The organism is Enemella evansiae, assembly GCF_004362375.1.
In the GTDB taxonomy this organism is placed as follows: Bacteria; Actinomycetota; Actinomycetes; order Propionibacteriales; family Propionibacteriaceae; genus Enemella; species Enemella evansiae.
In genome coordinates, this window is sequence record NZ_SNXA01000008.1 from 1,530,646 (window position 1) to 1,554,870 (window position 24,225).

Below are 24,225 nucleotides of genomic sequence, written 5' to 3' on the forward strand. Positions count from 1 at the left end.
GCAGCAGGTTCTCACGTTCATCGAGTAGCTCGCGCAGCGAGCGTGTCGAGATGAACCCAGTTCGACCGCGCACTCGGTGGTCGGGGCATGGGAGTTCGGTTGGGGCATGACACACCATGCTCGGACCGAAGGACGATGCCCCGACCGGGGCGCGGGGGCCTGATCTGCTCGAGGTGCCACGTCACCTGCCTGCTCCCGCAAGTGTCACCGCGGTGAGGATCGCGGCCTGGGCGGCCTCGAAACCCTTGTCCTCGAGCGAATCCGGCAGACCGGCCCGGGCCAGCGCCTGCTCCTCGGTGTCACAGGTGAGCACGCCGAAACCGATCGGCGTACCGGTATCCACGCTGACCCGGGTGATCCCCAGGGTGGCCGCCTGGCAGACGTGGTCGAAGTGCGGGGTGCCACCGCGGATCACCACCCCGAGGGCGACCAGGAAGTCGTGGCCGGGTGCGAGCCGGGCGCAGGCGACCGGCAGCTCGAAACTGCCCGGCACCCGGATCACCTCACCGCTCAACCCGGCCTGCTCGAAGCCGCGGCGCGCGCCGTCGATCAGCCCGTTCATCACGACCTCATGCCAACTGCTCGCCACGATCACCCCGCGCAGTCCGCCCGCGGCCACCGGCGAGAGTTCCAGGGTGGGTGCGCCGTGTCCGCTCATGCTCGCTCCTTGAGTTCGTCGGCCGGGTGCAGCAGGGTGCGGTGCCCCAACCGTGCGGCCTTGGTCCGCAGATAGGCCAGGTTGTCGGGGTGCTGGCCGGCCCGCAGTGGTCTGGTCTCGGCGACCTCGATGCCGGCCTCGGTGAGACCGGCGGCCTTGGCGGGATTGTTGCTGAGCAATGAGATCCGGTCGATGCCGAGATCGCCCAGGATCGCTGCCGCAGCGCCGTACTCACGCGCATCGACCGGCAGCCCGAGCCGGGTCTGGGCCTGCACGGTGTCGGCACCCGCGTCCTGTTCGGCGTACGCCCGCAGCTTGTCCAGCAGACCGACCCCGCGGCCCTCGTGGCCACCCAGATAGATCACCAGCCCACCGGCCGCCGCCACCTCCGCGAGGGCAGCGTCGAGTTGTGGCCCGCAGTCACAGCGCTGCGATCCGAACACGTCCCCGGTGAGACACTCCGAATGCACCCGGACCAGCGGCTGCGGACCGAACCGGTCGGTGTGCAGCACCAGATGCTCGGCACCGGTCAGCAGGTCCCGATAGCCACGGGCCGCGAATTCTCCTTGTGCGGTGGGGATCCGTGTCTCGGCGACCAGCTCGACCCGATCGTGGCAGCGGCGCCAGGCCGCCAGGTCGGCGATGGTGAGCACCCCCAGGCCCGACCGCTCGGCCAGCGCCCGGATGGCGTCGGTGCGCATCATCGTGCCGTCGTCGTTGACGAGTTCGGCGATCGCGCCGACCGGGGCGAGGCCCGCCAGCCGGCACAGATCCACCGCGGCCTCGGTGTGACCGCGACGGGTCAGCACGCCACCGTCGCGGGCCCGCAAGGGCACCACGTGGCCCGGGCGGATCAGATCCGCCGGACCCGCCTCACCGTGACCGGCGGCGGCCAGCGTGCGCAGCGTGTGCGCCCGGTCGGCGGCGCTGATCCCGGTGCCGACACCGGTGGCCGCATCCACGGTGATCGTGTACGCCGTCCGCAACGGGTCGCGGTTGTCGGGCACCATCAGCGGCAGCTCCAACCGGTCGGCGAGCTCGCCGCTGAGCGGGGCGCAGACGTATCCCGAACTGTGCCGGATCGTCCACGCCAGCCACCCGTCGCTGAGGGTGTCGGCGGCCAGCACGATGTCGCCCTCGTTCTCCCGGTCCGCGTCGTCGGTCACCAGTACCGGCCGGCCGGCGCGCAGGGCGTCGAGCGCGGCGGGAACGTCGAGGTCCACCGCGGTCCGGTGCGCTCGGGCGCGTGGGCGCGCGGTCACCCGCAGATCGACACCGACCGGGGTGACGTCGACCTGATCGAAGCGCAGGATCTCCGCCATGGTGGGGATTCCCAGCTCGTCGACCGCGGGCCGTCCCTCGCCGAGCAGGGCCGGGGCCAGATAGCCGATCAGCTCATCGACCAACCCCGCGCGCCAGAACGCGGCCGCGACCCGGGGCCCGCCCTCGAGCCAGAGGTGGCGGATGCCACGCGCGTGCAGTTCGGCGAGCGCGCGCTCCGGATCGCGGTGCCGCAGCAGCAGGGTTTCCGCGGCCTCATCGAGGACCCGCGCGGTGGCCGGGATCGGCCGCTCGCCGAGCACGACGCGCAGTGGTTGCCCATCCTGCAGGGTGCCGTCCGGATGCCGGGCGGTGAGCCACGGGTCGTCGGCCAGCACGGTCCCGGTACCGACCAGGATCGCGTCGCACTCGGACCGCTGTCGCCCGACCTCGGCGCGGGCCTCGGGCCCGGTGATCCACCGGCTGCTGCCATCGGCCGCGGCGGATCGCCCGTCGAGCGTGGCGGCGTACTTCCAGGTGACGAAGGGGCGCTGATTGCGGACCGCGAATTCCCAATGGGGGTTGAGATCCGCGGCGTCGATGTCCAACCGGGCCACCGCCACGCCGGCGTCGGTCAGGCGTTGCGCACCGCCGGCGGCGGCCGGATTCGGATCGGACCGCGCATACACCACCCGTGCGATGCCCGCCTCGATCAGTGCCCGCACACAGGGGCCGGTGCGCCCGGTATGGGCACAGGGTTCCAGGGTGACGTACGCCGTGCCACCCCGTGCGCTGGCCCCGGCCGCCCGCAGTGCGGCGATCTCGGCGTGTTCGGTGCCGGCGCCACGGTGCCAGCCCTCGCCCACCACCGATCCCGCCGGGTCACAGATCACCGCACCCACCCGCGGATTCGGGTCCGGCAGCGGGCCGTGCAGGGCGAGCGCGGCGGCGCGCCGGAGCAGGCGCAGGTCGAGCCACATCTCGGTCTGGGATGTCATGGATCCTCCCGGTCGTCGAACATGACTCCGGGGGTCGGGTGCAGGAAAGCACCAGCAGCGGTCGGCACTGGCCGACCGTCACGCGCTGCCTCCCATCCGGACTTTCACCGTCGGTCCTGGAATTCCACCAGGTCAACCGGCCACTGGCTGTGGCCGGGTCGTGGACTGTCACCACCGGTTCGGAATTGCACCGACCCCGGAGCGCGTGCGACCACTATGGCAGAGGATTCCCAACCAGGGAATGGGCTGGTGTCACAAGTCACGCGCCGCGATCTGTTTCTCGAGGTACTTGGCGAGCACGTCGACCTCGAGATTCACCGTCTCCCCGGGTTGTTTGCCGCCGAGGGTGGTGAGCGCCAGCGTGGTCGGGATCAGCGAGACCTCGAAGGTGTCGTCGGTGACCGCCGAGACGGTCAACGAGATCCCGTCGACGGTGATCGATCCCTTGTGCACAACGTATCGTGCCAGCTCGGCGGGCAGCTCGATGCCAACCACCTCCCAGTCCTGACCGGGCGTACGCGACACGATCCGCGCGGTGCCGTCCACATGGCCCTGGACGATGTGGCCGCCGAATCGGCCGTTGGCGGCCATCGCACGCTCCAGATTCACCCGGCTGCCGGGCACCAGGTCACCGAGGCTGCTGTGGTTGAGCGTCTCGGCCATCACATCGACCGCGAACGTCTCCGCGTCGCGGTCGGTGACGGTGAGACAGACCCCGTTCACCGCGATCGAGGCACCGTGGCTCGCATCGCTCACCACCAGTGGCCCGCGGATCCGCAGCACGGCCGATTCGCCCCGATCGTCGAGTTCGACGATCTCACCCAGTTCTTCGACAATTCCGGTGAACACCCGCTCAGCGTAACGGCCCCTCGATCACCGGTCCTGGGTCCGCCACCAGGCGAGCAGGTCCGCGTCGAGGGCGGCGGATTCCTGCATCGGCAGGGAATGGGTGGCATTCGGGAAGATCCGGATCGTACCCTGCGGCAGCAGCTGCCGGGCGCGTTGCACGGCGGCATCGCCACCCACCAACGATTTCCGACCGGCGACCGCGAGATAGATCGGCATCCGCAACCCCCGGATCTGTTCGTCGGTGAGCGGGCTCGGCATCGGCATCGCCTGCCGATAGTGCTGGGTGCCGGCGGCGATCATCTCCCCCACCGGACCGGCGGTCTTCAGCTCGGTCGGATCGACGCCACCGATCTCGGCCAACCCACGGTCGCGCCACGACTGCGGCAGGAACGGGACGTTGACCGGGATGCTCCAGAAGATCACCGAGGCCGGCAGCTGGCCATAGGTGAGCACCGGTTCGAGCTGGGTCAGACTGGCCACCCGCTCCGGGCGGTGGAGGGCCAGGGCGGTGGCGGTGGCCGCGCCGAAGGAGTGGCCGACCACGTGCACCCGTGGCACCTCGAGCGCATCCAGCACCTCGGTGAGCCACCGTGCGTGATCGGCGGTGCTGGTCAGCGGAATGCGCTGCACCGACTGACCGGCGTCGCCGACGGCGTCGACCGCGATCACCGGGCGTTCGGCCATCACGTCGCGCAGATTGGCATCCCAGGCGGGCGTACCCGATCCCCAACCCGGGGTGAGCAGCACCGGCACCAGCCCGGTCAGCTCCGGACGGGTCCACTGGGTCACCCGGACCGAGCCGAAGGTGGTGGGGATGTCCCGGATCGTCGTGGGGGTTGGCATCGCGGCGAGTGCTGCGGCGTACGCCGAGTCGTAGGCACGCGCCCCCTCGATGCCGTCGAACCGGCCGACCTGCGGTTGCGGGTTCGCCAGGCCAATCACCTTGTCGGTGAGCAGCAGCGCGCACGCGACGATCAACAGCGCCCACGGCCAGCGGCGCCTGCGCGCACCTTCGGTCTTCTTCACGACATTCCTCATCCCTGCAGTTGACAATACAGTCGTATCGTAACACAGAGCGATACGGTCGTACTGTTACGATGCCGGCATGCCACGCCAGGTCGACCACGACGCCCGCCGCACCGAGATCGTGCAGGGGGTGTGGCTGGTGATCGCCCGGGACGGGCTCGCCGCGGTGTCGATGCGCACCGTGGCCGCCGCGGCCGGGGTCTCGGTCGGCCGGATCCAGCACTACTTCGCCAGCAAGGAGGAGCTGCTGCGGGTGAGCGCCCGGGCGATGATCGAGGCCGGCGCCGACCGATACCGCGAGGACACCGAGCAGGCCTCCCCCGCCGGCCGGTTGCGGGAGGCACTCGGCCACCCGATCCGGCGCGCCGCCGAACCCGGGCCGGGGGTCTCGATCTGGTACGCCTACCTGACCGCGGCCGCCACCGATGCCGAGATCGCGGCCATCCTCGCCGAAGGCAAGCGGGGGCAGGAGACGCTGGTGGCCGGCCTGCTGGGCGAGCTGGGTACGCCGAAACGCTCGGCCCTGCGGGACGCACGCGCACTGATCGCGCTGGCGGACGGATTGACCGAGCGCGTGCTGATCGGGGACCTGACCACCCGCGAGGCGCTGGCAGTGCTGACCTCCCGCCTGCCCGGTTGAACCGCGGTACGGACAACACCTCCCCCGATCGGACAACACCGGTCCGCCCCGATCACCGGTTTCTGCAGTCAGGATGGGAAAAGGAGGTATTCCCATGTCCGACACCCTGTCCTTCCAGCGCCATCAGTCCGAGCTGATCGGCCCACCCGAACCACCGCCGGCGCGCAACGGCCAGTCCTACACCGACGACGACCACGAGACGATGGTCACGATGGCCCGGGAGGGCGCCCCGGTGGAGGCGATCGCGCGAAAGCTGCAACGTCAGCCCGCTGCACTGCTGGTGCGGATGCGCAAACTCTTGCCACCCGCCCAGCGACACTGCCCGACCGACCGGGTGCTGCCGGCACTGCAGGCCGCCGCCGACCGGCCCGACTACGACTGGCGGGTCGTGGTGCTGGAATCGCCTCCCCCGCCGCCGGTGCAGAAGGTGATCCGGGCCGGCATCGAGGGCCTCGACACCGACCAGCTGCTGCTGATCACCCACGCCGTCGGCGTGCTCCGCGAGCCCGGGACCGAGGAGTTGGTGCAGGAGCTGGCAACCGCGGTGTGCGAGCGCGGGTTGACCCGTTCCCTGATGGAGCAGCATCTGTCCCTGCTCCGCCGCACCGACCGGGGCTCCCTGGCCAACGACCGGGACGTGGCCGACGCCTGGGTCGCGGACCTGACCGGTGACCGGATCCAGCATCCCGATCGCTGGTCCTGGCAGTACGCCGACTGGGCCGAGCCGGACGATCCGTACCGGTGAGTCACACCTGAGCCACCCCACAGCTCGACCAGTGTCGACGCACCACACGGTGACTAGAATTCGCACCGTGGCTGACATCACCGTGCTGGGCGACACACTCGCGGGAATGGCTGCCTGCGTACGGTTGGCGAAGGTCGGGCACCGGGTCACCCTGGTCCGCTCGGACCCGACCCCGCGGCACGACCTGCCCGAGGTGTTCACCTTCCCCGCCCCCTGGCGTGACCTGTTCAAGAAGTCCGGACGCATCCTCGCCGCCGAACTCGCCCAGGCAAGCCTGGAACTCACCCCGGTCGACACCCGCCCGGTGGCCGGGTTGGACCTGCCGGCCGAGCGCGGCGCGCAGTGGCGGCTGCTGGTCGACGAGTTCGGCCCGCCGGTGGCCGCGCGGTGGCGGGACCTGCTCGATGCCCTGGACGAGGTCTGGCAGGTACGCCGACCGCTCGGCCTGGAGCGGGAGTTCGACAAGGTCGCGTTCCGCTCCGCCCGCCGCGAACTGTGGGTGGGGCGGACGGTCGCGGACCTGGCCACCGACTTCGACCATCCGGTGCTGTCGGAGGTGATCCGCGACGCCGCCGAGGGCGAGCCGCGACACTCCCCCGCCAGTGACGCCGTCTGGTTGAGCGTCGAACGGACCTTCGGACTCTGGCAGGTCACCCACGCCGACGGTACGCCGGCCGGTTCGGTGGCGCTGATCGACGCGCTCACCCGCCGCCTGGACGCCCGCGGCGTACAGCTGGTCGAGTCGCCACCCGACGGCGCCGACGCGACGATCACCGCAACCGGCACGATCCCCGGCGGCCTGCGCGGGCCGAAGCCGTGGTGGCGGCGTACCGGCTCCCGCACCGGACGCCACCGCTACACCTGCGGCGCGCACACCGCCGCCGGCAGCACGGTCGCCGGGCAACTGCTCTCCGCCGCACTCGCGACCTATGCCGTGCACGCCGACCTGACCGGCGAGGACATCCACCCCACCAACAAGGACCTCACCGTGCACCGCCGCCGCTGACCTGCGCGCGCCCTACGCGCCTGTCTGGAGGTGGTCACCATGGCAGGCAGCACGAGAGCGCTGGCGAAAGGGTCGATGGGCGGCAACCAGAGATACGCCCAGACATTCAACAACGCCGCTGGTGGATGACCTCGCTACCGTGAGCGCCAGCGAGAGGAGCCGGCATGACCCCCGAGAAGCGTGACGAACTCATCACAGCCATCCTGCAGGCCGCCGTGAACTGGCTGCCCGAGGACTTCGACGAACTCTGGCTGGTGATCGAATCCGAGGATCACGTGGCCAATACCGTGCTCTTCTTCACCAGCGCCGATGGTCCCGCTCGGGCGCTGTCCCCGGATTTCCCCGGCGAACTCGATGAGGCCGTGGACGACCTGATCGACGCCGCGGGCGACGACGGTGAGCCCTTCCACCGCGCGGTGCTCAGCTATCGCTCCAGGGGCGGCGCCAGCGCCGACTTCGATTACGAGCCGTTGCCGGGTGGAGTCGTTGAGGGCAGCAATGCCCGCATGGAGGAGTTCGGCCAGACGCATCTCGGTCGCTCCTGGGCAGACACGCCCGAGTACACGGGCTGAGGCGCCGCGAATCCGCCATGACCCCCGAACAACTTGACCAGTTCGTCACCGCAATCCTGCAGGAGTGTGTCAACGTCCTTCCGGACCAGTTCGATGAGATGTGGCTGGTGGTTGAGGACGAGGACGGCGTCTCCACCAGTGCGCTGTTCTTCACCGATACCGCCGGACCGCACCGGATGCTGCGATTGGGCGACGACGCCGATGATGCGATCGATGACCTGATCGACGCCGCGATCGAGGCGGGCCAACCGATCCACCGAGCGGTCCTGAACTACCGGTCCAGTGGTGGCGCCAGCGCCGACTTCGATTACGACCCGCTGCCCGGTGGAGTGGTCGACGGCTCGGATGCTCGCTTCGACGCATTCGCCCGCGAGCACCTCGGACGCCCCTACGACGAAGTCCCGGACCACACCGCCTGAGCCCTGGCTGCCGACTTGCCCCGACCGCGCGTAGAATGCTGAGTCTGTTTCCGACAGGTGAGGATTTACGGGATTGACTGCGCATTCGCGGCCCGAGGGTTCGGGGCCCTCCGATAACCATCCGCAGAGCACGACGGTCGAGCGTGAGCTCGCCATCGAGCAGGCGCACGTGGATGCGGTCTACGACCGACTGGCCGAGGCGACCCGGTCCGCCCAACAGGTGGCCACCGAGGGCCGCTCCCTCTATCAGGGCGACCGGATGAGCTGGGCCCGCGAGGAGGACGGCACCGGCCTCTTCGAGCGCGATGTCTTCGCCTACCAGGCCGCCAAGCGGCTCGCAGTGCTGGACGCCGAGCACGAGGGCCTGGTCTTCGGCCGGTTGGACCGCACCGACGGCGAGACCCGCTACATCGGTCGGATCGGCGTCCGCGACGACGACTACGAACCGCTGGTGATCGACTGGCGGGCCCGCGCCGCCGAACCCTTCTACCGCGCCACCCCGGCCGAGCCGATGGAGGTGGTACGCCGCCGCGTGCTGCGCTGCCGCGGTGATCGGGTGATCGGCATCGAGGACGACCTGTTGGACGGCGAGCATGCCGACACCGAGCTCGTCGTGGTCGGCGAGGGCGCCCTGCTGGCCGCGCTCAGCCGCGCCCGCGGCCCGCAGATGCGCGACATCGTCGCCACCATCCAGGCCGAGCAGGACGAGGCGATCCGCGCCCCCTACCAGGGCGTCACGATCATCACCGGTGGCCCCGGCACCGGCAAGACCGTGGTCGCGCTGCACCGGGCGGCGTACCTGCTCTATTCCCACCGCAAGCGCTTCGAGAACGGCGGCGTGCTGGTGGTCGGCCCGTCCCGGGTCTTCATGAACTACATCGAACGCGTGCTGCCCAGCCTGGGCGAGGATTCGGTGACCCTGCGCGCGGTCGGTTCGGTCGCCTCCGACGTGCTCGGCTTCCGCGCCGAGCGCACCGACACCAGCGCCGCCCATGCCATCAAGGGATCGCTGGCGATGCTGCCGCTGCTGCGCCGGCTGGTCAACGAGCCGCTGCTCGAGCAGACCGCCGAGATGGCCCGGCTGCGGGTCTCGGTCAAGGGCGAGGTGCTCACCCTCGAGCAGCCGACGCTGGCCCGGATCCGCAACGAGGTGCTCCGTCACCACCGCGTGAACTCCGGTCGCGACGCCGCCGAGAAGGGGCTGCTGGAGGCGCTCTGGCAGCGGTTCCCGGCCGAGGAGTTCGACCTGGAGCAGGACTCCTTCACCGAACTGGTCACCGACCAGGCGGCGTACAAGATGTTCCTGCAGGCCTGGTGGCCGCCGCTGAGCGCCACCCAGGTGCTGCGCCGCCTCGGCGACCAGCGGTTGACCGCGCGGCTGGCCGGCGATTCGCTGACCGACGCCCAGATCGACACCCTCGCCGCCAGCTATGCCGAGAACGCCGACTGGTCGGTCGCCGACATGGCGCTGCTCGACGAACTCGTCGCGATCCTCGGGCCGGTCCCGGCCGATGAGGAGGAGACCGATCCGACGCTGTTCCTGGCCGACGGCAGCCAGGTGTCGGAGGTGGTCACCACGATGGACCGCGCCGCCCAGCGCACCGAGATCGATCCGGACGCCGACGCGCACGACACCTTCGCGCACGTGCTGGTCGACGAGGCCCAGGACATCACCCCGATGCAGTGGCGGATGCTGCGCCGCCGCGGGGCGCAGGCGTCGTGGACCGTGGTCGGCGACCCGGCGCAGAGTTCTTGGCCGGACCAGGCCGAGACCGATCGGGCGCTGGCGGACCTGATCGGCACCGCCCCGTCGCGCCGGTTCCGGATGAGCACCAACTACCGCTCGCCGGCCGAGGTATTCGAGCTGGCCGCCAAGGTGGTCGTCGCCGCCTACCCGGAGGCCGATCTGCCGACCGCGATCCGGCGCACCGAGATCGAACCGGAACTGCTCAGCACCACCCCCGCGGAGTTGGCCGAGGTGCTCACCGAGCGGGTACGCCGGCTCGCCGACCAGGTGGAGGGCACCGTCGGTGTGATCTGCCCGCCGTCGCGGATCGGTTCGGTGCAACGGATTCTCGCCGATGCCGGTGTCGATGAGGAGCGGGTCGTGCTGGTCACCCCGTTGGACAGCAAGGGGTTGGAATACGACGCGGTGCTGGTCGTCGGCGCCGACGACATCGTCGCCGAATCCCCCGGCGGGGTACGGGTTCTCTACGTCACCCTGACCCGGCCAACCCAGCGGCTGGTCACCCTGGACGTCACCGCCGACGGTCAGCCCGGCGCCTGGCGTTCGGTGCTGGCGGACTGAGCGCGGGCCCCGCTCAGGCGGGGACCCGCTGCAGCCGGGAATGGATCTCCCGGGAGGCGCGGGAGCGGTTCTGGGTGAAGAAGTGCAGCCCGGGTACGCCGCCGGCGAGCAGTTCGTCGGCCAGCTCGGTCCCGATCCGTACCCCCTCGGCGCGAACCGCATCGGGTCCGTCGGCGGCCAGCAGCCGGTCGGTGACCCCGGTCGGCAGCGCCGCCCCGGAGAGCTCGGCGAAGCGCTCGATCTGACGCAGATTGGTGACCGGCATGATGCCCGGGATGATCGGGATGTCACAGCCCAGCGACCGCACCCGGTCCACCAGTTCGAAATAGCTGCGGGCGGTGAAGAAGAGCTGGGTGATGGCGAAGTCGGCGCCCGCATTCGCCTTGTCCACAAGGATTCTGGCGTCCAGCTCGGGATCGTGGTGCTCCGGGTGCACGTCGGGGAAGGCGGCGACTCCGACGCAGAAGTCACCGAGCGAGGCGATCAGTTCGACGAGTTCGGTGGCGTTCCGCAGGCCGTCGGGATGCGCCTGCCAGGGCGCGGTCGGCCCACCCGGCGGGTCGCCACGCACCGCCAGGATGTGCCGGATGCCCGCGTCGGCGTACGCCCCCACCACCCGGCGGATGTCGTCGCGGCTCTGGCTGACGCAGGTCAGGTGCCCCATCGTGCGCAGCGTGGTCTCGCGGGCGATCTGCCGGGTCACGTTGATCGTCCGGTCCCGGGTGGAGCCGTTGGCACCGTAGGTGACCGAGACGAAGTCCGGCGCCAGCGGTTCGAGCTGGCGGACCGTCTGCCACAGCGTGCGAGCGGCCTCCTCGCTGGCCGGCGGGAAGAACTCGAACGAGAACAACGGCCGGTCGCTGGCGGCCAGCAGCTCGGCGATGCTGGGATCACGGCGGGACATGGCGTCAACCCTAGGCGAGGACCGGTGACCGACCCGCATAGGCTCAGCGTGTGGGCAGCCCTCTCCTCGACAGCAATCGTCTCGACCCGGGCGATCCGGTATCAGCCTCCCTCCGCGAGGGGGTGCAATCGGCGATCACCGACTTCCTGGCCGGCCAGCGGGAGCCACTCGCGGCGATCGGCCCGGAACTGTCCGAGCTGAGCGAGCTCGCCGCCGTCTTCACCGGTGGCGGCAAGCGGTTGCGGCCCGCGTTCTGCCTGTGGGGGTACGCCGCAGCGGCCGGCCTGCCGTCCGCCGAGCAGCTGCCGCCGCTGCTGCGGGCCGCGGCCAGCCTGGACCTGCTGCACGTCTCGGCCCTGGTGCACGACGACGTGATGGACGCCTCCGACACCCGCCGCGGGCTGCCTGCGGTGCACCGGCAGCTGGAGGCCCGGCACCGCGATGCCGGCTGGCAGGGCCCGTCCGACCGGTTCGGGCAGGCCGGGGCGATCCTGCTCGGCGATCTGCTGGTGATGTGGTCGGTGCAGCTGCTGGAGTCGGCCGGCCTGGAGCCCGCCGCGCTGACCCGGGCACTGCCGCTGGCCCAGGCGATGCGGACCGAGGTGACCTGCGGGCAGTATCTGGACGTGCTGATGCAGCACCAGCCGAGCGATGATCCGCAGCGGATGCTGGACCAGGCGCAGCGGGTGGTGGAATACAAGACCGCGCGCTACACGGTGCAGCGGCCGGTCCAACTCGGCGCGGCGCTCGGCGCCGGGGACCCGGCCCTGCTCGACGCACTGGCGGCGTACGGGTCGCCGCTGGGCCGGGCGTTCCAGTTCCGCGACGACCTGCTGGGCGTCTTCGGAGACGCGGAGACGACCGGCAAACCCGCCGGGGACGACCTCCGCGAGGGCAAGCGCACCGTGCTGGTCGCCCAGGCGTACGCCGCCAGCTCCCCCGCCGCGCGTGCCGAACTGGACCGTCTGCTCGGCGACCCCGACCTGGACGAGAGCGGCGTGACCCGGGCCCGGGAGCTGATCGCCGATTCCGGCGCCGCCGAGGTGGTCGAGCAGATGATCGATGCCGAACTGGAGCGAGCGCTGGCCGCGCTGACCGCCCCGATGACCGCCGAGGGCCGGCAGGCGCTGACCCGGCTCGCGGAGCTGGCCGTGCACCGGGTGGCATGACTCAGCGGCCTGCCCGCAGAGCCCGGCGCTCGGCGAGCGCCCGGTGCAGCGCGGGCTCGGCGTCCGGGCCGGGTTGGATGCCCGTCGGTACCCGCAGCAGGAAGACCAGGCCCAGCACCCACCAGGCGACGAACAACGCGTACGAGGCCGGCGCGATCGAGGCGGGCATTCCGGGGATGTAGAGGCTGAGCAGCCCGGCGCACAGCACGACGCCGGCGATGCCGAGCACGATGCCACCACGACCGGGACCACCCGCGACGAAAGGGCGCCCCATCCGCGGCTCGCGGCGGCGCAGCATCACGAACACCAGGCACACCAGCAGATAGGCGATGACGATGCTCGGGGAGCCGGAGTCGACGAGCCAGCCCAGCATGTCGGGGCCGAAGAACGGGGCGATCGCCGAAAGCGCGCCGACGAACAGCAGCGCGTTCACCGGTGTCTGGAACCGCGGGTGCAACCGGCCGAACCAGCGCGGCAGCATGCCCGACTCGCCGAGCGCGTAGAGCAGCCGCGAGGCGCCGATGAGCAGCGCGATCCAGGAGGTGAGGATGCCGGCGATGCCGCCGGCGAGCAGCACCTTCGCCATCACCGGGTTGCCGAACAGTGCCGCCATCGCGTCCGCGGTGGCCAGGTCGGAGGCGGCGAGCCGGTCGGCCGGCATCGACGACGAGGTGGTGAGGATCGTCAGCACATACCACGCGGTGGCGATCAGCACCGAGATCACGATCAGCCGGCCGATCCGGTTCGGCGCCAGCTTGAGCTCCTCGGAGGCCTGCGGGATGACGTCGAAACCGACGTAGAGGAACGGGACGACGATGAGCACGGTGAACAGCCCACCGGCACCGGTGAAGAACGGGGCCATGTTCGCGGCCGAGCCACCGGTACCCGCGCCGACGGCGAGCAGCACGCCGACGATGAGCAGGAACAGCACCACGAACGTCTGCGTCACCCCCGCCGCCTTGATGCCGACGATGTTGATCGCGGTGATCACGACGGCCGCGAGCGAGCCGATCAGCGCCCAGACCAGGAACACCGGGGAGCCGAACATCGTCCAGGACGGGCCCGAGTTGACCTGCGGGAGGATATACGCGATCGTCCGCGGCAGCGCGACGGCCTCGAAGGCGACGATGGTGATGTAGCCGCCGGTGATGCCCCAGGATCCGAGAAAGGCCCAGCGCGGTCCGAGGCCGCGCATCAGGAAGTTGTGCTCACCGCCCGCCTTCGGGATGGCCGCGGTGAGCTCGGCGTACACCAGACCCACGACCGCCATGATCAGGCCGCCGATCACCATCGCGACCACCGCACCGAACGTGCCGGCGTCGCTGATCCAGCCCCCGGTGAGGACGACCCAGCCGAAGCCGATCATCGCGCCGAAGCCGAGGGCGTACGAGTCGACGGTCCCCAGGGCCTTCTTGAAGCGGGGCTGCGTGTCGGCGGGGTCGACCATGGGCCCTCCTCGGCCTCGTTGCCGTGTGCGTGGGCGTCACGTTACGCGACGCGCACGCACCCGGCGCCAAGCAGGGCCGATGAGCCTCAGAGGTCTTCGACGACCCGGCCCTCGTTGACCACCAGCGCCCGGTCGGCCCCGAGGGCGACCTGGAGATCGTCGGTGGCCAGCACCACGGTCACCCCCTGCTCGTCGGCGGCCCGGCGCAGCGAGCCGAGCACGGTGTCGGAGACCGCGCCGCCGACGGTGTCCAGGAACAGCAGCCGCGGTGCGGTGGCCAGTGCGCGGGCGACGGCATCGGCGAGCGCCACCGGGGTGCGCTGCGGGCCGACATATTCGCTGCGGGCCAGTTCCCGGGCCTGGCGACGCTCCCGCTCGTTCAGGCTGCTCAGCTCGCGGCCGGCCAGGAAGACCCGGCCACCGTCGATCCGCTCCACCCCGGCCAGGCAGCGAACCAGTTCCGAGGCGCCCGAGCCGCGCCGTCCGGCGACCGCGGTCCAGCGACCGTGCTCCAGATTGACACTGGTCTGGTCGACCAGCACCCGGCGGTGCAGCCCGGCGCGCGGGCCCAGCCGGGTCAGATTGAACGCCGAGCAGGCGATCGCGGTGTGTGTGCGGTTCTGCAGGGACTGGCTCGTTCGGCTCATGGGGACAACGCTATGCACCGCGCCAGCCCTGCGAATCCGTCTGCGGACCCGAGCTCGGAGACCCGGGTCGGACCGCGGGGGTAGGGGTTCTCCCGAAGTTCCCCTCAGACCAGAAAAACCGTGAAATCCGGGTGCTCGCGGGCCCGCTCGTCGAAGATCTCCAGCAGCGCCGACCAGGCCCGCGGATCGGTGCGTACCAGCTGCTGCCAGCCGGACCAGACGAGCGCCGTCGGCCGGTCCAGATCCCGCAGGCACTCATCCAGCGCGTCCAGATTCCTGCCGTAGTAATCGGGGAAGTGCAGGGTCTCGCCGATCTCGGCGAGCAACTCCCGGCGACCGGTGGCCGGACCGAGGCGGCCGATCAGCCAGCCGTCGCGGCGCAGGGTGCTGATCAGCTCGGTGGGTTCACCGAGCACCCGGTGCACGCCGGGTCGCGGCCGGTCGCGCGGCGACCGGCTCCCCTGGTCCGGGCTGCCCGCGCTCATCGCCGGATCCTGGCGAAGCTGGCGTAGTGGTCGGGGGTCCAGAAGAATTCCTTGTCGTTGTTGCCGGTGACGATCCGGCGCGCGCCGCGGTCACCCTCCCCCGGGGTCTTCACCGTGTACTCCTTGTAGTAGCCGCGCGGCTGCTGGGGCAGGATGCCTTCGAAGTTGCCGAAGGTCGCACCGTCCTTGTCATAGGGATAGGGCCCGCCCCGGTCGATCAGCTGCAGGGTGGTACGCGCCTCGGCGGGCAGCTCGGCGGCGTCGATCCAGCGCAGTCCCGATGCCGGGTCGGTCGCCCCGCCGCCTCGGGCAGCGGTGGTCTTCGCCCCGCCGGTCTTCGTCCCCGTCGCCTTCGCACCCGGCGACTTCGCGGGCTGGGCGGTGCCGGATTTCGTCGCACCGGCGACCGGGGTGGCGCCCGACCCGGTACCGGGCTGCTGCTTGCAGGCGTACAACCCGATCGCCATCGCGATCACCAGCACGAGCAGGACGATGCTGGCGATCCGCCGATTCGGCGTACCGCCGCGCGCGGCTGCGCTCACTCGTCGGTGTCCTCGCCCCAGTGCCGCTCGCCCGGCTCACCGGCCATCTCCTCGCCGATGGTCTCCGGCTGGTCGGCGGTGCCCGATTTGTCCTGCACCGGCACGAAATTTCCGCCCTGGCCGAGCTGGAAGACGCTGCCCAGATAGTCCTGCATCGCCGGATCGTCGTTCCAGGCCTGCCGCAGCCGGCCGCTCAGTTCGGCGGCGGCCGCCTCGGCGTCGGCGGCCCTGGTGATCGCCCGGGCGACGACGACCCGCCGGGCACCGGCGGCGAGCACCTCATCGAGGTTGTCGGCGTTGATGCCGCCGATCGCGAACCACGGCTTGCTGTCCGGGTCACCGGGCGGTGCGATGGTGGCGGCGGCGCGGACCAGCTCGGTACCGACCGGTTCGTAGTCCGGCTTGGTGGAGGTGGCGTACACCGGGCCGACGCAGAAGTAGTTGACCTCGGGGTTCTCCAGCGCGGCACGGGCCTGCTTCTCCGAGTGGGTGGACTGGCCGATCAGCGCCCACTGGTGCAGGAAGGTACGCGCCAGCCGCGGCTGCTCGTCCGCCTGGCCCAGATGCAGCACATCGGCGGAGAACTTGCGCGCCAGGGTCGGCGAATCGTTGACCACGACCAGTCCCTGGTAGTGGTAGGCGATCGTGCGGGCCAGCTCGAGGGCCTCCAGCTCCTGCTCCTCATCGAGACCCTTCTGCCGGACCTGGAGCACGTCGACCCCGCCGGCGAACGCCGCCTCGACGAAGTTGCCGAAATCCTTTGTGTCGCTGCGGATATCGGTCACCAGGTAGAGCCGCGCCGTCTTCAGGCGTACGTCGAGTCCCATCAGTGCAGTCACGAGGGCCAGCGTAATCGCACCCACTGGGAGATTGGTGATCATCGGCGCGCCACCGGGAAATGTTCCCCTCGCCCCCTAGACTCCGATCCGACGGCTTACACACGAGTCAACCTTCCCCAACCCGTGTACGGAGCGCAGATCGTGACGACGACCAATATGAGCGATCCCCTGGTGGGATGTGTGCTCGACGGTCGCTACCAGGTGCTGCAACGTCTCGCCCGCGGCGGGATGGCGACCGTCTATCGCGCCCTCGACACCCGGCTGGATCGGATCGTGGCGGTCAAGGTGATGCACGAGGGCCTCGGTGACGACCGGGATTTCGCCCGCAAGTTCGACCGCGAGGCCCGCGCCGCCGCCCGACTCTGCCACCCGAACGTGGTGTCGGTCTTCGACCAGGGCCACGACCACGACCGGCCCTACATCGTGATGGAGTTCGTGGCCGGCTGCACGATGCGGCGGGTGATCAGCCGCGACGCCCCGCTGCCGCCGCAGCGCTGCCTGGAGCTGATCGATCACGTGTTGTCAGCACTGTCCGCGGCGCACGAGAACAATCTGGTGCACCGCGACATCAAGCCGGAGAACATCCTGCTGTCCGACCGCGGCCAGCTGAAGGTCGCCGACTTCGGGCTGGCCCGCGCCATCACCGCACAGACCGCGACCGCCACCCAGGGGATGCTGATCGGCACGGTCTCCTATCTGCCGCCGGAGCTGGTGCTGCACGGGAAGGCCGACACCCGCTCCGACGTCTACTCCACCGGCGTGGTGCTGTTCGAGATGCTCACCGGCAGCAAGCCGCACACCGGCGAGACGCCGATCCAGGTGGCGTACGCCCACGTGCACAACGAGATCCCGTCCCCCTCGACGCGGGTGCACACCTCCTGGCGCACCTCCCGCGACGGCATCCCGCCCTATGTCGATGCGCTGGTCCGCGCGGCCACCCAGCGGGAGCCGGACCGCCGCCCGCGCGATGCCCGGCAGCTGCAGCAGATGGTGCGCCGGGCGCTGAAGGCGTTGTCGGCCGGGGTGATGAACGATCAGCTGCTGACCGCCGAGTTCTCCCGCAGCTATGCGGATCTGGAGAACACCGAACCGCTCGACTGGGGTACGCCGGTCTCCCCCACCGTGATCGAGCCGGCCGAGCCGCCGGCGCCGAAGGATGCGCTGCACGCCAGCGAGCGGGTACCGGTGGGTCCGGCGACCAGTGGCCGTTCGGGGGTCACCGCGAGTTCGATCAGTGCCGGTGGGGTGAACGTCGACAGCCCCTCGATGCTGGACGCCTACGAGACCTTCGACGTGCCCGACCGGGAGCCGGTGGCCGCGCTGCCGCTGCCCACCGACGAGGACGGCGAGGACGACGGGAGCGGCGAGGACGGCGGGTACGCCGGGAGCGAGCGGGTCGCACAGCGGCCGGTACGCCGCCGTGGTGCGCTCGTCGCGCTGGTGCTGCTGGTGCTGGCCGGCGTCGTCGGCGGGGGTGGCTGGTGGTTGCTCGACGGCCGTTACGTGGCGGCGCCGACGATCGCCGGGCAGCCGCAGGCCGTGGCGGCCCAGGCGGTGTCGGCGGCCGGTCTGCAGCTGACCACCGAGGAGGCGTACAGCGAGACCGTGCCCGCGGGTCAGGTGATGTCCACCGATCCGGTGGCCGGGGCCGACGTGGTCCGCGGTGGTGAGCTCCATGCGGTGATCTCGCGCGGGCCGGAGCGCTTCGACATGCCGAAGGTGACCGGCATGGGCCGGCAGGAGGCGACGAGCGCGCTGACCGCGGCCAATCTGTCGGTCGGCAAGGTCGGTGAGGAGTGGGACGAACAGGCACCCGCCGGTCAGGTCACCTCGGCCTCGGTCGAGCCCGGGACGAAGCTGAAGCGCGGCGACAAGGTCGACCTGGTCATCTCCAAGGGGCCGAAGCCGATCCCGATCACCAACTACTCGCGGCGCTCGGCCAGCGACGCCCAGGACAAGCTGGAGTCGGCCGGGTTCACCGTCGAGGTGCGCACCGAGAACTCGAAGACCGTGCCCGCCGGACAGGTGATCTCCCAGAGCCCCGGCTCCGGTACCGGCCGCAAGGGCGACAAGATCACCCTGGTCCGCTCGCTCGGCCCGGTGATGGTGGCCGTGCCGGAGGTGAAGGCGATGAGCGTCACCGACGCCACCGCCGCCATGCAGAAGGCCGGTTTCACCGTGCAGAGCAAGCCCTCGGACACCTATCTGGGGCTGGGATTCGTGGCCTCCACCGATCCCGGCGCCGGCGCGAAGGCGCCCGAGGGCTCGACGATCACGCTGCTGCTCGTCTGAGCGTCAATGGGAGGCGAGCGTCCGGCAGCGCGCCCCCGCGATACAGGCCCACCAAGGAGAAATCCTCGCGTCGCCGGCGCCCCATCCGCGGACTCCCCGCGCGGATTTCGACGACTGGGCCGAAGAGCGGGGTCATTGCGCGCTGCGCGCGAGCCGACATCAATCAGAGCGTCAGCGGCGTACCGTCGCGCAGGTCGGTCAGCTCGGTCGGGGTCATCTCGCCGAGCCGGTTGGACATCAGTCCCCAACCGCGGTCGCTGATCAGCGCCTCATGGATCAGGAAGCCGCGCGGCGCGGCGACCTGGCGGGCGAAGTCGATGTGCTCCTTGAGCGCCGCCCAGGGGCCCATCGCCGGCAGCGCCAGCACGTCGACCCCGCTCGGTACGGCGGCGAGCGAGTCACCCGGGTGGAACAGGGTCGGTTCGCCCTCGGCGCGGATCAGTACGCCGACGTTGCCGATCATCGGGATGTCACGGTGGATCACCGCGTGCTCACCGCCGACGGTCGCGATCTGCGCGGCACCCACGGTGACCGAGCTGTCGGCCGGGAGCCGTTCGGCGTTCGGCAGGTCGTATTTGTCGGGCACCGAGGGCTCGACGATCAGCCGGGCGTCCGGGTTGGCGGCCAGCAGCTTCGGCAGCTGCTCGGGATCGATGTGGTCGGGGTGCAGGTGGGTGACCACCACCGCATCCAGGTCGGTCAGGTCGTGCCAGGCGTCGGAGAAGTTGCCCGGGTCGATCAGGATGCGCTGGTCGGCCACCTCGACCAGCACCGCGGAATGTCCGAGGTGAGTCAGTTGCATGGGCATCACGCTACTCCGGGTCTCGGTCGGCGAGCAGGGTGCCCAACTGCTCCCCCGCGCTACGGGCCTGGTCGACCGAGATCCCGTTCCAGGTGACCGCGCGGACCATCCGCGGACCGAGCGCGGAGACCCGGATGTCGGCCTCGGCGGCCTTGGCGGCGATCTCGGTGGCCGGTGTTGCGCCGGTGCCGAGGACGACGATGTTGGTCTGCACGGTCGTCAGGTCGACGGCCTGTGGGGCGCGTTCGGCGACGGCTTCGGCGAGTGCCCGGGCGGCGGTGTGGTCGTCGGCCATCCGGGCCAGGTTGTTGCTCAGCGCATGGTCCGCGGCGGCGGCCAGGAGACCGGCCTGCCGCCAGCCGCCGCCCAACCGTTTCCGCATCACCCGGGCGCGGGCGATCGTGTCGGTGTCGGCGAGCAGCATCGAACCGACCGGCGCACCGAGACCCTTGGAGAAGCAGACGCTGACCGTGTCGAACAACCGCCCGTAGTCCGCCAGCGGCGTTCCGGTGGCGATATGGGCGTTCCACAACCGGGCGCCGTCGAGATGCAGGCGTACGCCGGCGTCGCGGCAGAGTTGGTGGACGGCCTGCAGGTGGTCCAGCGGCTGGATGCTGCCGCCGCCGAAGTTGTGGGTGTTCTCCAGTGCGACCGCGGCGGTGGAGACCAGGTAGGGGCCGGCGTCGGGGGCCAGCATCGACTCGATCGTGGGCAGGTCGGTGATGCCGCGCACCGACGGCCAGGTCCGCATCGTCACCCCGGTGTAGGCGCCGTGCGCACCGAGCTCGGCGCGGGCGATGTGCGCGTCCCGGTCACAGAGCACCTCCTGCCCAGGCCGTACCAGCATGGCGACGCCGAGCACATTGGACAACGATCCGGTGGCGCAGAACAGACCGGCCTGGTGGCCGAGCAGCTCGGCGGTCCGCCGCTCCAGCGCCTCGATCGTCGGGTCCTCGGCGTACACGTCGTCCCCGACCGGCGCCGCGGCCATCGCCTGCCGCATCGCCTCGTCCGGAACGGTCAGGGTGTCTGAGCGCAGATCGATCACGCGGTCTGTTCTACCGCACCGCGTCGGTGTCCGGCGCGTCGGCTCAAGTGGCGTGCGTTGGGACATGCAGTAGTGGGAATCGACCGATCGGTAATACCAGTCCCACTGGGTTTGATCATGAACGGTTGCGACCACTGCATGTCCCAGCGTTCGCAGATTTCCTGTGGATAACAGCCCGGTGGCCCTCCCCCGGTGGCAACGGGCGCACCAAGCTGGCCGTATGGATGTCACGGGTTGTCTGGAGTTGTGGGGCGGAGTCGGTCGCTGGTCGGCGCTGGTGCGGGCAACCTCGCGGAGGGAACTCGCGGAGGCGGTCAGTGCCGGTGCCGTGGTCCGTGATTCCCGGGGCCGATACGCCCTCCCGACCGCCGGCGAAGCCCTGCGCCGGGCGCACGCCATGTCGGCGGTGCTCTCGCACCAGAGTGCAGCTGCCCACTGGGGCTGGGAGCAGAAGGACACACCGGCAACGATCACGGTCACCGTCCCGCGGAGCCGCCGACTGCGGACGATCCCGAAGGACGTCTCCGTGCACTGGGCCGATCTCGCTCCCGACGACGTCGACCGTGCCGGCGTGACCAGCCGCAGCCGTACCCTGGTCGACTGCCTGCGCACCCTGCCCTTCGACGCGGGTCTCGCCATCGCCGATTCGGCCCTGCGCAACGGGGACTGCGCCGAGTTCAGCCTTCAGCGGTTGGCCAGGGCGGTCCGCGGCCGGGGTGCCGGGTGGCCTCCTGTGCCACCGCGCTCGCGGCGAATCCGTTCGAGTCCGTGCTCCGCGCTCTCTGCCTGGACGCCGGTCTCGACGTGGAACCCCAGGTGGCGATCTACCGCGAGGACGGCCCCCAGCGGGAGTTCCTCGGCCGACCGGATCTGGTCGATCGCGGCCGGCGGTTGATCTTCGAAGCCGACTCGTACGAGTACCACGGCGGCCAGCATGAGTTCCGCAGGGACTGCCGGCGCTACAACGGTTTCCAGCTGGTGCCGTTCCGCTGTTTCCGGATGCCGTGGCTGGACACCATCCGCGAGCAGCACCGGGTCACCGACGTGCTTGTGCAACTGGTGAATCCGGCCCCGGTCCCGCTCACCTTCCTGGTCGCCGCCTGAAGGCCGTGCGCACGGACCGACCAGGCCAATCCGGACCCAGGATCAGAACTCGACCGGGGTGAACTCCTGTACCGGGTTGATCCGGTTGATCCGGCCGTCGGTGAGCCGCTCGGCGACGGTGAACGCCAGCTCCAGCGACTGGTTGCGGTTCAGCCGCGGGTCGCAGGCGGTCTCGTACCGGTTCTCCAGGTCGGCCTCGGTGAGCTCGTTGACCCCACCCACACACTCGGTGACGTCGTCGCCGGTGAGCTCGATGTGCACCCCACCGGGCCAACTGCCCAGCCGGTCGTGCACGTCGAAGAAGCCGTTGATCTCATCGACGATCTGGCTGAACGCCCGGGTCTTGTAGCCGTTGGCGGCCTCGAAGGTGTTGCCGTGCATCGGGTCGCAGACCCAGACCGGCTTGCGGCCGCTGGCCTCGACCTCCTCGATCACCCGCGGCAGGTTCTCGCGCACCCTGCCCGCACCCATCCGGGTGATGAAGGTGATCCGGCCCGGCTCCCGGTCCGGATCCAGCCGGTCGGCGATCGCCAGCGCGTCCTCGCCGGTCGCGGTCGGGCCGAGCTTGACCCCGATCGGGTTGCGCACGCTGCGCAGCAGCTCGACGTGCGCACCGGTCAACTGCCGGGTCCGCTCACCGATCCAGATGAAGTGCCCGGAGGTGTTGTAGGGCAACTGGGACCGGGAATCGATCCGGGTCATCGCCTGCTCGTAATCGAGCAGCAGCGCCTCGTGGGAGGAGTAGAAGTCGACCGTGCGCATCGACTCGTCCTCGATCCCGCAGGCGACCATGAACGCCATCGCGCGCTCGATCTCCTCGGCCAGCCGCTCGTAGCGCTCCACCACCCCGGCACTGCGCACGAAGGTCGCGTTCCAGGAGTGGATCGAGCGCAGGTCGGCGAAACCGCCGGTGACGAACGCGCGGGTCAGGTTGAGCGTCGCGGCGGAGGCGTTGTAGACGTCCAGCAACCGGGCCGGGTCCGGGACGCGCGCGGCCTCGGTGAAGTCGAAACCGTTCACCGCGTCGCCGCGGAAGCTGGGCAGGGTGACACCGTCGCGGGTCTCGGTGTCCTTGGACCGCGGCTTGGCGTACTGCCCGGCGATCCGGCCGACCTTCACCACCGGCACCTGGCCGGCGTAGGTGAGCACCACCGACATCGCGAGCAGCACCTGCAGCTTGTTCTTCACGTTCTGCGCGGTCACCCCGGCGAAGGTCTCGGCACAGTCGCCGCCCTGCAGCAGGAAGGAGCGCCCCTCGGCGACGTTGGCCAGCTTCCCGCGCAGCTCGTCGCACTCGCCGGCGAACACCAGCGGCGGCCGGGACCGGAGCTGGTCGACGACCCCGTCCACGGCGGCGGCGTCGGGATAGGTCGGCTGCTGCTGAGGGTTGAGGGTGCGCAACTGCTCAAGACTCGGGAATGACACCCCGCAAGAATAGGCGTACGCCACCAGCGGTCGCGACGGCGTTTGCCGGGTGGACGCCGGCAGGGTCAGCGCCACAGATGCGTCACATACCAGCGGAGCGCCTTCAGCGCCTCGGCAGACAGTCCCGGGTAGCGGCGCGCCATCGAATCCCTGACCTGATCGCCGGCCTGGGCGAGTGTGGTGGTCCCGTCGGCCCAGTCGATCGGGGTGGCGGCGGCCTCGCTCACGATCCGCTCGACCTCGCCGAGCACCTGATCGCCGTACTGCTCGCGGACCCCGTCCGGCGACTGCCTGGGTGAGGCGTGGTCGGCCATCCCCAGGTAACTGACGATGGCCGCGCTCACCGCGCCTGCCGACTCAGGCCTCGTGATAGCCCTGCTCCACCGCGTACAGGGCCAGCTCGACGCGGTTGTGCAGCTGCAGTTTGCGGAGCACGTTCTGCACATGGTTCTGCACGGTGCGGTGGGAGACGAACAGTTCGTCGGCGATCTCGCGGTAGGCCATGCCCTTGGCCACGTAGCGCAGCACCTCGACCTCGCGGGCGGTCAGCGAGGGGCCGGTCTCATGGTGCTCCTCGGCGTTGGAGACCATCCGCCGGAACTCGCCCAGCACCATGCCGGCCAGGCTGGGGGTGAACACGGCCTCCCCGAGCGCGGTCTGGCGCACCCCGTCGCGCATCTCGTCGGGGGTGGCGGACTTGAGCAGATAACCGCGGGCACCGGCCTTCACCGCGCGCAGCACGTCGGCGCGTTCACCGGAGGCGGAGACCACCAGCACCTTCACCTGCGGGAACTCCCCCATCAGGATCTCGGTGCAGGTGGCGCCATCGGGCTCGGGGATCTGCAGATCCATCACCACGACCTCGGGCCGGGTGGCGCGGGCCCGGGACAGACATTCCTCGCCGTTGCGGGCGGTGGCGACGATCTCGAAGCCGTCCTCGGTGAGGTCGGCACCCATCGCCTCCAGCCACATCGGGTGGTCGTCGACCAGCATCACTCGGGTGCCGGCGATCTGGCTCTCGCTGCGGTTGTTCAACGCCG

General features: G+C 70.5%; 24 protein-coding genes, 1 pseudogene and 1 riboswitch. Of the genes and pseudogenes, 9 read left to right on the plus strand and 16 right to left on the minus strand.

Features of this window, described 5'->3' with window-relative positions; translation table 11 throughout:
• Window positions 1–181 precede the first annotated feature (181 nt).
• From ribH to C8D81_RS07865, 5 genes and pseudogenes are all read right to left on the minus strand, one after another.
• Window positions 182–658 (minus strand): 6,7-dimethyl-8-ribityllumazine synthase, encoded by a 477-nt coding sequence (gene ribH, locus C8D81_RS07850; protein ID WP_094430126.1) that lies wholly within the window; start codon window positions 656–658, stop codon window positions 182–184.
• On the minus strand, window positions 655–1,881 hold the full coding sequence (gene ribB / locus C8D81_RS20875) for a 3,4-dihydroxy-2-butanone-4-phosphate synthase (protein WP_229119495.1): 1,227 nt from the start codon (window positions 1,879–1,881) through the stop codon (window positions 655–657). The genes ribH and ribB overlap by 4 nt, the downstream gene beginning before the upstream one ends.
• Window positions 1,882–1,932: 51 nt before the next feature.
• Window positions 1,933–2,916, minus strand: a pseudogene (gene ribD, locus C8D81_RS21535) (bifunctional diaminohydroxyphosphoribosylaminopyrimidine deaminase/5-amino-6-(5-phosphoribosylamino)uracil reductase RibD); the annotation flags it as partial.
• Window positions 2,917–2,994: 78 nt separating this feature from the next.
• A riboswitch (FMN riboswitch) is annotated at window positions 2,995–3,125 on the minus strand.
• 43 nt (window positions 3,126–3,168) lie between these two features.
• Window positions 3,169–3,765: a riboflavin synthase gene (locus C8D81_RS07860; protein WP_094430123.1), complete on the minus strand. Its 597-nt coding sequence runs from the start codon at window positions 3,763–3,765 to the stop codon at window positions 3,169–3,171.
• A gap of 24 nt (window positions 3,766–3,789) precedes the next feature.
• Complete coding sequence (locus C8D81_RS07865) at window positions 3,790–4,791, minus strand: alpha/beta fold hydrolase (protein WP_166646711.1); 1,002 nt, start codon at window positions 4,789–4,791, stop codon at window positions 3,790–3,792.
• A gap of 79 nt (window positions 4,792–4,870) precedes the next feature.
• Here C8D81_RS07865 and C8D81_RS07870 point away from each other — a divergent pair, with 79 nt between their 5' ends.
• From C8D81_RS07870 to C8D81_RS07895, 6 genes are all read left to right on the plus strand, one after another.
• The gene (locus C8D81_RS07870; protein ID WP_094430121.1) at window positions 4,871–5,431 is read left to right on the plus strand and encodes a TetR/AcrR family transcriptional regulator; all 561 of its coding nucleotides are present in this window, start codon (window positions 4,871–4,873) and stop codon (window positions 5,429–5,431) included.
• Between the two features lie 94 nt (window positions 5,432–5,525).
• Window positions 5,526–6,176: a hypothetical protein gene (locus C8D81_RS07875; RefSeq protein ID WP_133625812.1), complete on the plus strand. Its 651-nt coding sequence runs from the start codon at window positions 5,526–5,528 to the stop codon at window positions 6,174–6,176.
• Between the two features lie 67 nt (window positions 6,177–6,243).
• Window positions 6,244–7,182 carry a hypothetical protein gene (locus C8D81_RS07880; protein ID WP_094405410.1) on the plus strand — a complete coding sequence of 313 codons (939 nt, stop codon included), beginning with the start codon at window positions 6,244–6,246 and terminating at the stop codon, window positions 7,180–7,182.
• Window positions 7,183–7,346: 164 nt separating this feature from the next.
• Window positions 7,347–7,754, plus strand: a complete 408-nt coding sequence (locus C8D81_RS07885; protein ID WP_133625813.1) for a hypothetical protein — start codon at window positions 7,347–7,349, stop codon at window positions 7,752–7,754.
• A 17-nt stretch (window positions 7,755–7,771) separates the two neighbouring features.
• The gene (locus C8D81_RS07890; RefSeq protein WP_094403448.1) at window positions 7,772–8,173 is read left to right on the plus strand and encodes a hypothetical protein; all 402 of its coding nucleotides are present in this window, start codon (window positions 7,772–7,774) and stop codon (window positions 8,171–8,173) included.
• A gap of 73 nt (window positions 8,174–8,246) precedes the next feature.
• Window positions 8,247–10,481, plus strand: coding sequence for a HelD family protein (locus C8D81_RS07895; RefSeq protein ID WP_133625814.1), 2,235 nt, complete (start codon window positions 8,247–8,249; stop codon window positions 10,479–10,481).
• A gap of 13 nt (window positions 10,482–10,494) precedes the next feature.
• Here C8D81_RS07895 and metF read toward each other — a convergent pair whose 3' ends face one another.
• Window positions 10,495–11,385 (minus strand): methylenetetrahydrofolate reductase [NAD(P)H], encoded by an 891-nt coding sequence (gene metF / locus C8D81_RS07900; RefSeq protein ID WP_094430117.1) that lies wholly within the window; start codon window positions 11,383–11,385, stop codon window positions 10,495–10,497.
• 50 nt (window positions 11,386–11,435) lie between these two features.
• Here metF and C8D81_RS07905 point away from each other — a divergent pair, with 50 nt between their 5' ends.
• Window positions 11,436–12,554, plus strand: coding sequence for a polyprenyl synthetase family protein (locus tag C8D81_RS07905; protein ID WP_094430116.1), 1,119 nt, complete (start codon window positions 11,436–11,438; stop codon window positions 12,552–12,554).
• 1 nt (window position 12,555) lies between these two features.
• Here C8D81_RS07905 and C8D81_RS07910 read toward each other — a convergent pair whose 3' ends face one another.
• The 5 genes from C8D81_RS07910 to thiE form a co-directional block, all read right to left on the minus strand.
• A complete protein-coding gene (locus C8D81_RS07910; RefSeq protein ID WP_094430115.1) occupies window positions 12,556–14,001 on the minus strand; it encodes an APC family permease in 1,446 nt (481 codons plus the stop codon).
• Window positions 14,002–14,087: 86 nt separating this feature from the next.
• Window positions 14,088–14,648, minus strand: a complete 561-nt coding sequence (locus C8D81_RS07915; RefSeq protein WP_094361119.1) for an ATP-binding cassette domain-containing protein — start codon at window positions 14,646–14,648, stop codon at window positions 14,088–14,090.
• 104 nt (window positions 14,649–14,752) lie between these two features.
• On the minus strand, window positions 14,753–15,133 hold the full coding sequence (locus C8D81_RS07920) for a barstar family protein (protein WP_094430114.1): 381 nt from the start codon (window positions 15,131–15,133) through the stop codon (window positions 14,753–14,755).
• The gene (locus tag C8D81_RS07925; RefSeq protein WP_229119492.1) at window positions 15,130–15,675 is read right to left on the minus strand and encodes a ribonuclease domain-containing protein; all 546 of its coding nucleotides are present in this window, start codon (window positions 15,673–15,675) and stop codon (window positions 15,130–15,132) included. Before C8D81_RS07925 ends, C8D81_RS07920 begins: the two co-directional genes overlap by 4 nt.
• A complete protein-coding gene (thiE, locus tag C8D81_RS07930) occupies window positions 15,672–16,514 on the minus strand; it encodes a thiamine phosphate synthase (RefSeq protein WP_208109143.1) in 843 nt (280 codons plus the stop codon). The genes C8D81_RS07925 and thiE overlap by 4 nt, the downstream gene beginning before the upstream one ends.
• Window positions 16,515–16,655: 141 nt before the next feature.
• Between thiE and C8D81_RS07935 the strand changes: the two genes are divergently transcribed.
• Window positions 16,656–18,806, plus strand: a complete 2,151-nt coding sequence (locus C8D81_RS07935; protein WP_133625815.1) for a Stk1 family PASTA domain-containing Ser/Thr kinase — start codon at window positions 16,656–16,658, stop codon at window positions 18,804–18,806.
• Between the two features lie 163 nt (window positions 18,807–18,969).
• On the opposite strand, the gene C8D81_RS07940 is transcribed toward C8D81_RS07935, so the two are convergent.
• Both C8D81_RS07940 and C8D81_RS07945 read right to left on the minus strand, forming a co-directional pair.
• Complete coding sequence (locus tag C8D81_RS07940; RefSeq protein WP_094430144.1) at window positions 18,970–19,608, minus strand: MBL fold metallo-hydrolase; 639 nt, start codon at window positions 19,606–19,608, stop codon at window positions 18,970–18,972.
• 10 nt (window positions 19,609–19,618) lie between these two features.
• Window positions 19,619–20,656 carry a threonine aldolase family protein gene (locus tag C8D81_RS07945; RefSeq protein ID WP_094430112.1) on the minus strand — a complete coding sequence of 346 codons (1,038 nt, stop codon included), beginning with the start codon at window positions 20,654–20,656 and terminating at the stop codon, window positions 19,619–19,621.
• A 723-nt stretch (window positions 20,657–21,379) separates the two neighbouring features.
• Between C8D81_RS07945 and C8D81_RS07950 the strand changes: the two genes are divergently transcribed.
• Window positions 21,380–21,760, plus strand: a complete 381-nt coding sequence (locus C8D81_RS07950) for a hypothetical protein (RefSeq protein ID WP_094430111.1) — start codon at window positions 21,380–21,382, stop codon at window positions 21,758–21,760.
• Window positions 21,761–21,802: 42 nt separating this feature from the next.
• On the opposite strand, the gene C8D81_RS07955 is transcribed toward C8D81_RS07950, so the two are convergent.
• The 3 genes from C8D81_RS07955 to C8D81_RS07965 form a co-directional block, all read right to left on the minus strand.
• Complete coding sequence (locus C8D81_RS07955) at window positions 21,803–23,185, minus strand: class II 3-deoxy-7-phosphoheptulonate synthase (RefSeq protein ID WP_229119082.1); 1,383 nt, start codon at window positions 23,183–23,185, stop codon at window positions 21,803–21,805.
• 65 nt (window positions 23,186–23,250) lie between these two features.
• Window positions 23,251–23,529 carry a hypothetical protein gene (locus C8D81_RS07960; RefSeq protein ID WP_094430110.1) on the minus strand — a complete coding sequence of 93 codons (279 nt, stop codon included), beginning with the start codon at window positions 23,527–23,529 and terminating at the stop codon, window positions 23,251–23,253.
• A 13-nt stretch (window positions 23,530–23,542) separates the two neighbouring features.
• Window positions 23,543–24,178 carry a response regulator transcription factor gene (locus C8D81_RS07965; RefSeq protein ID WP_094361219.1) on the minus strand — a complete coding sequence of 212 codons (636 nt, stop codon included), beginning with the start codon at window positions 24,176–24,178 and terminating at the stop codon, window positions 23,543–23,545.
• Window positions 24,179–24,225 lie beyond the last annotated feature (47 nt).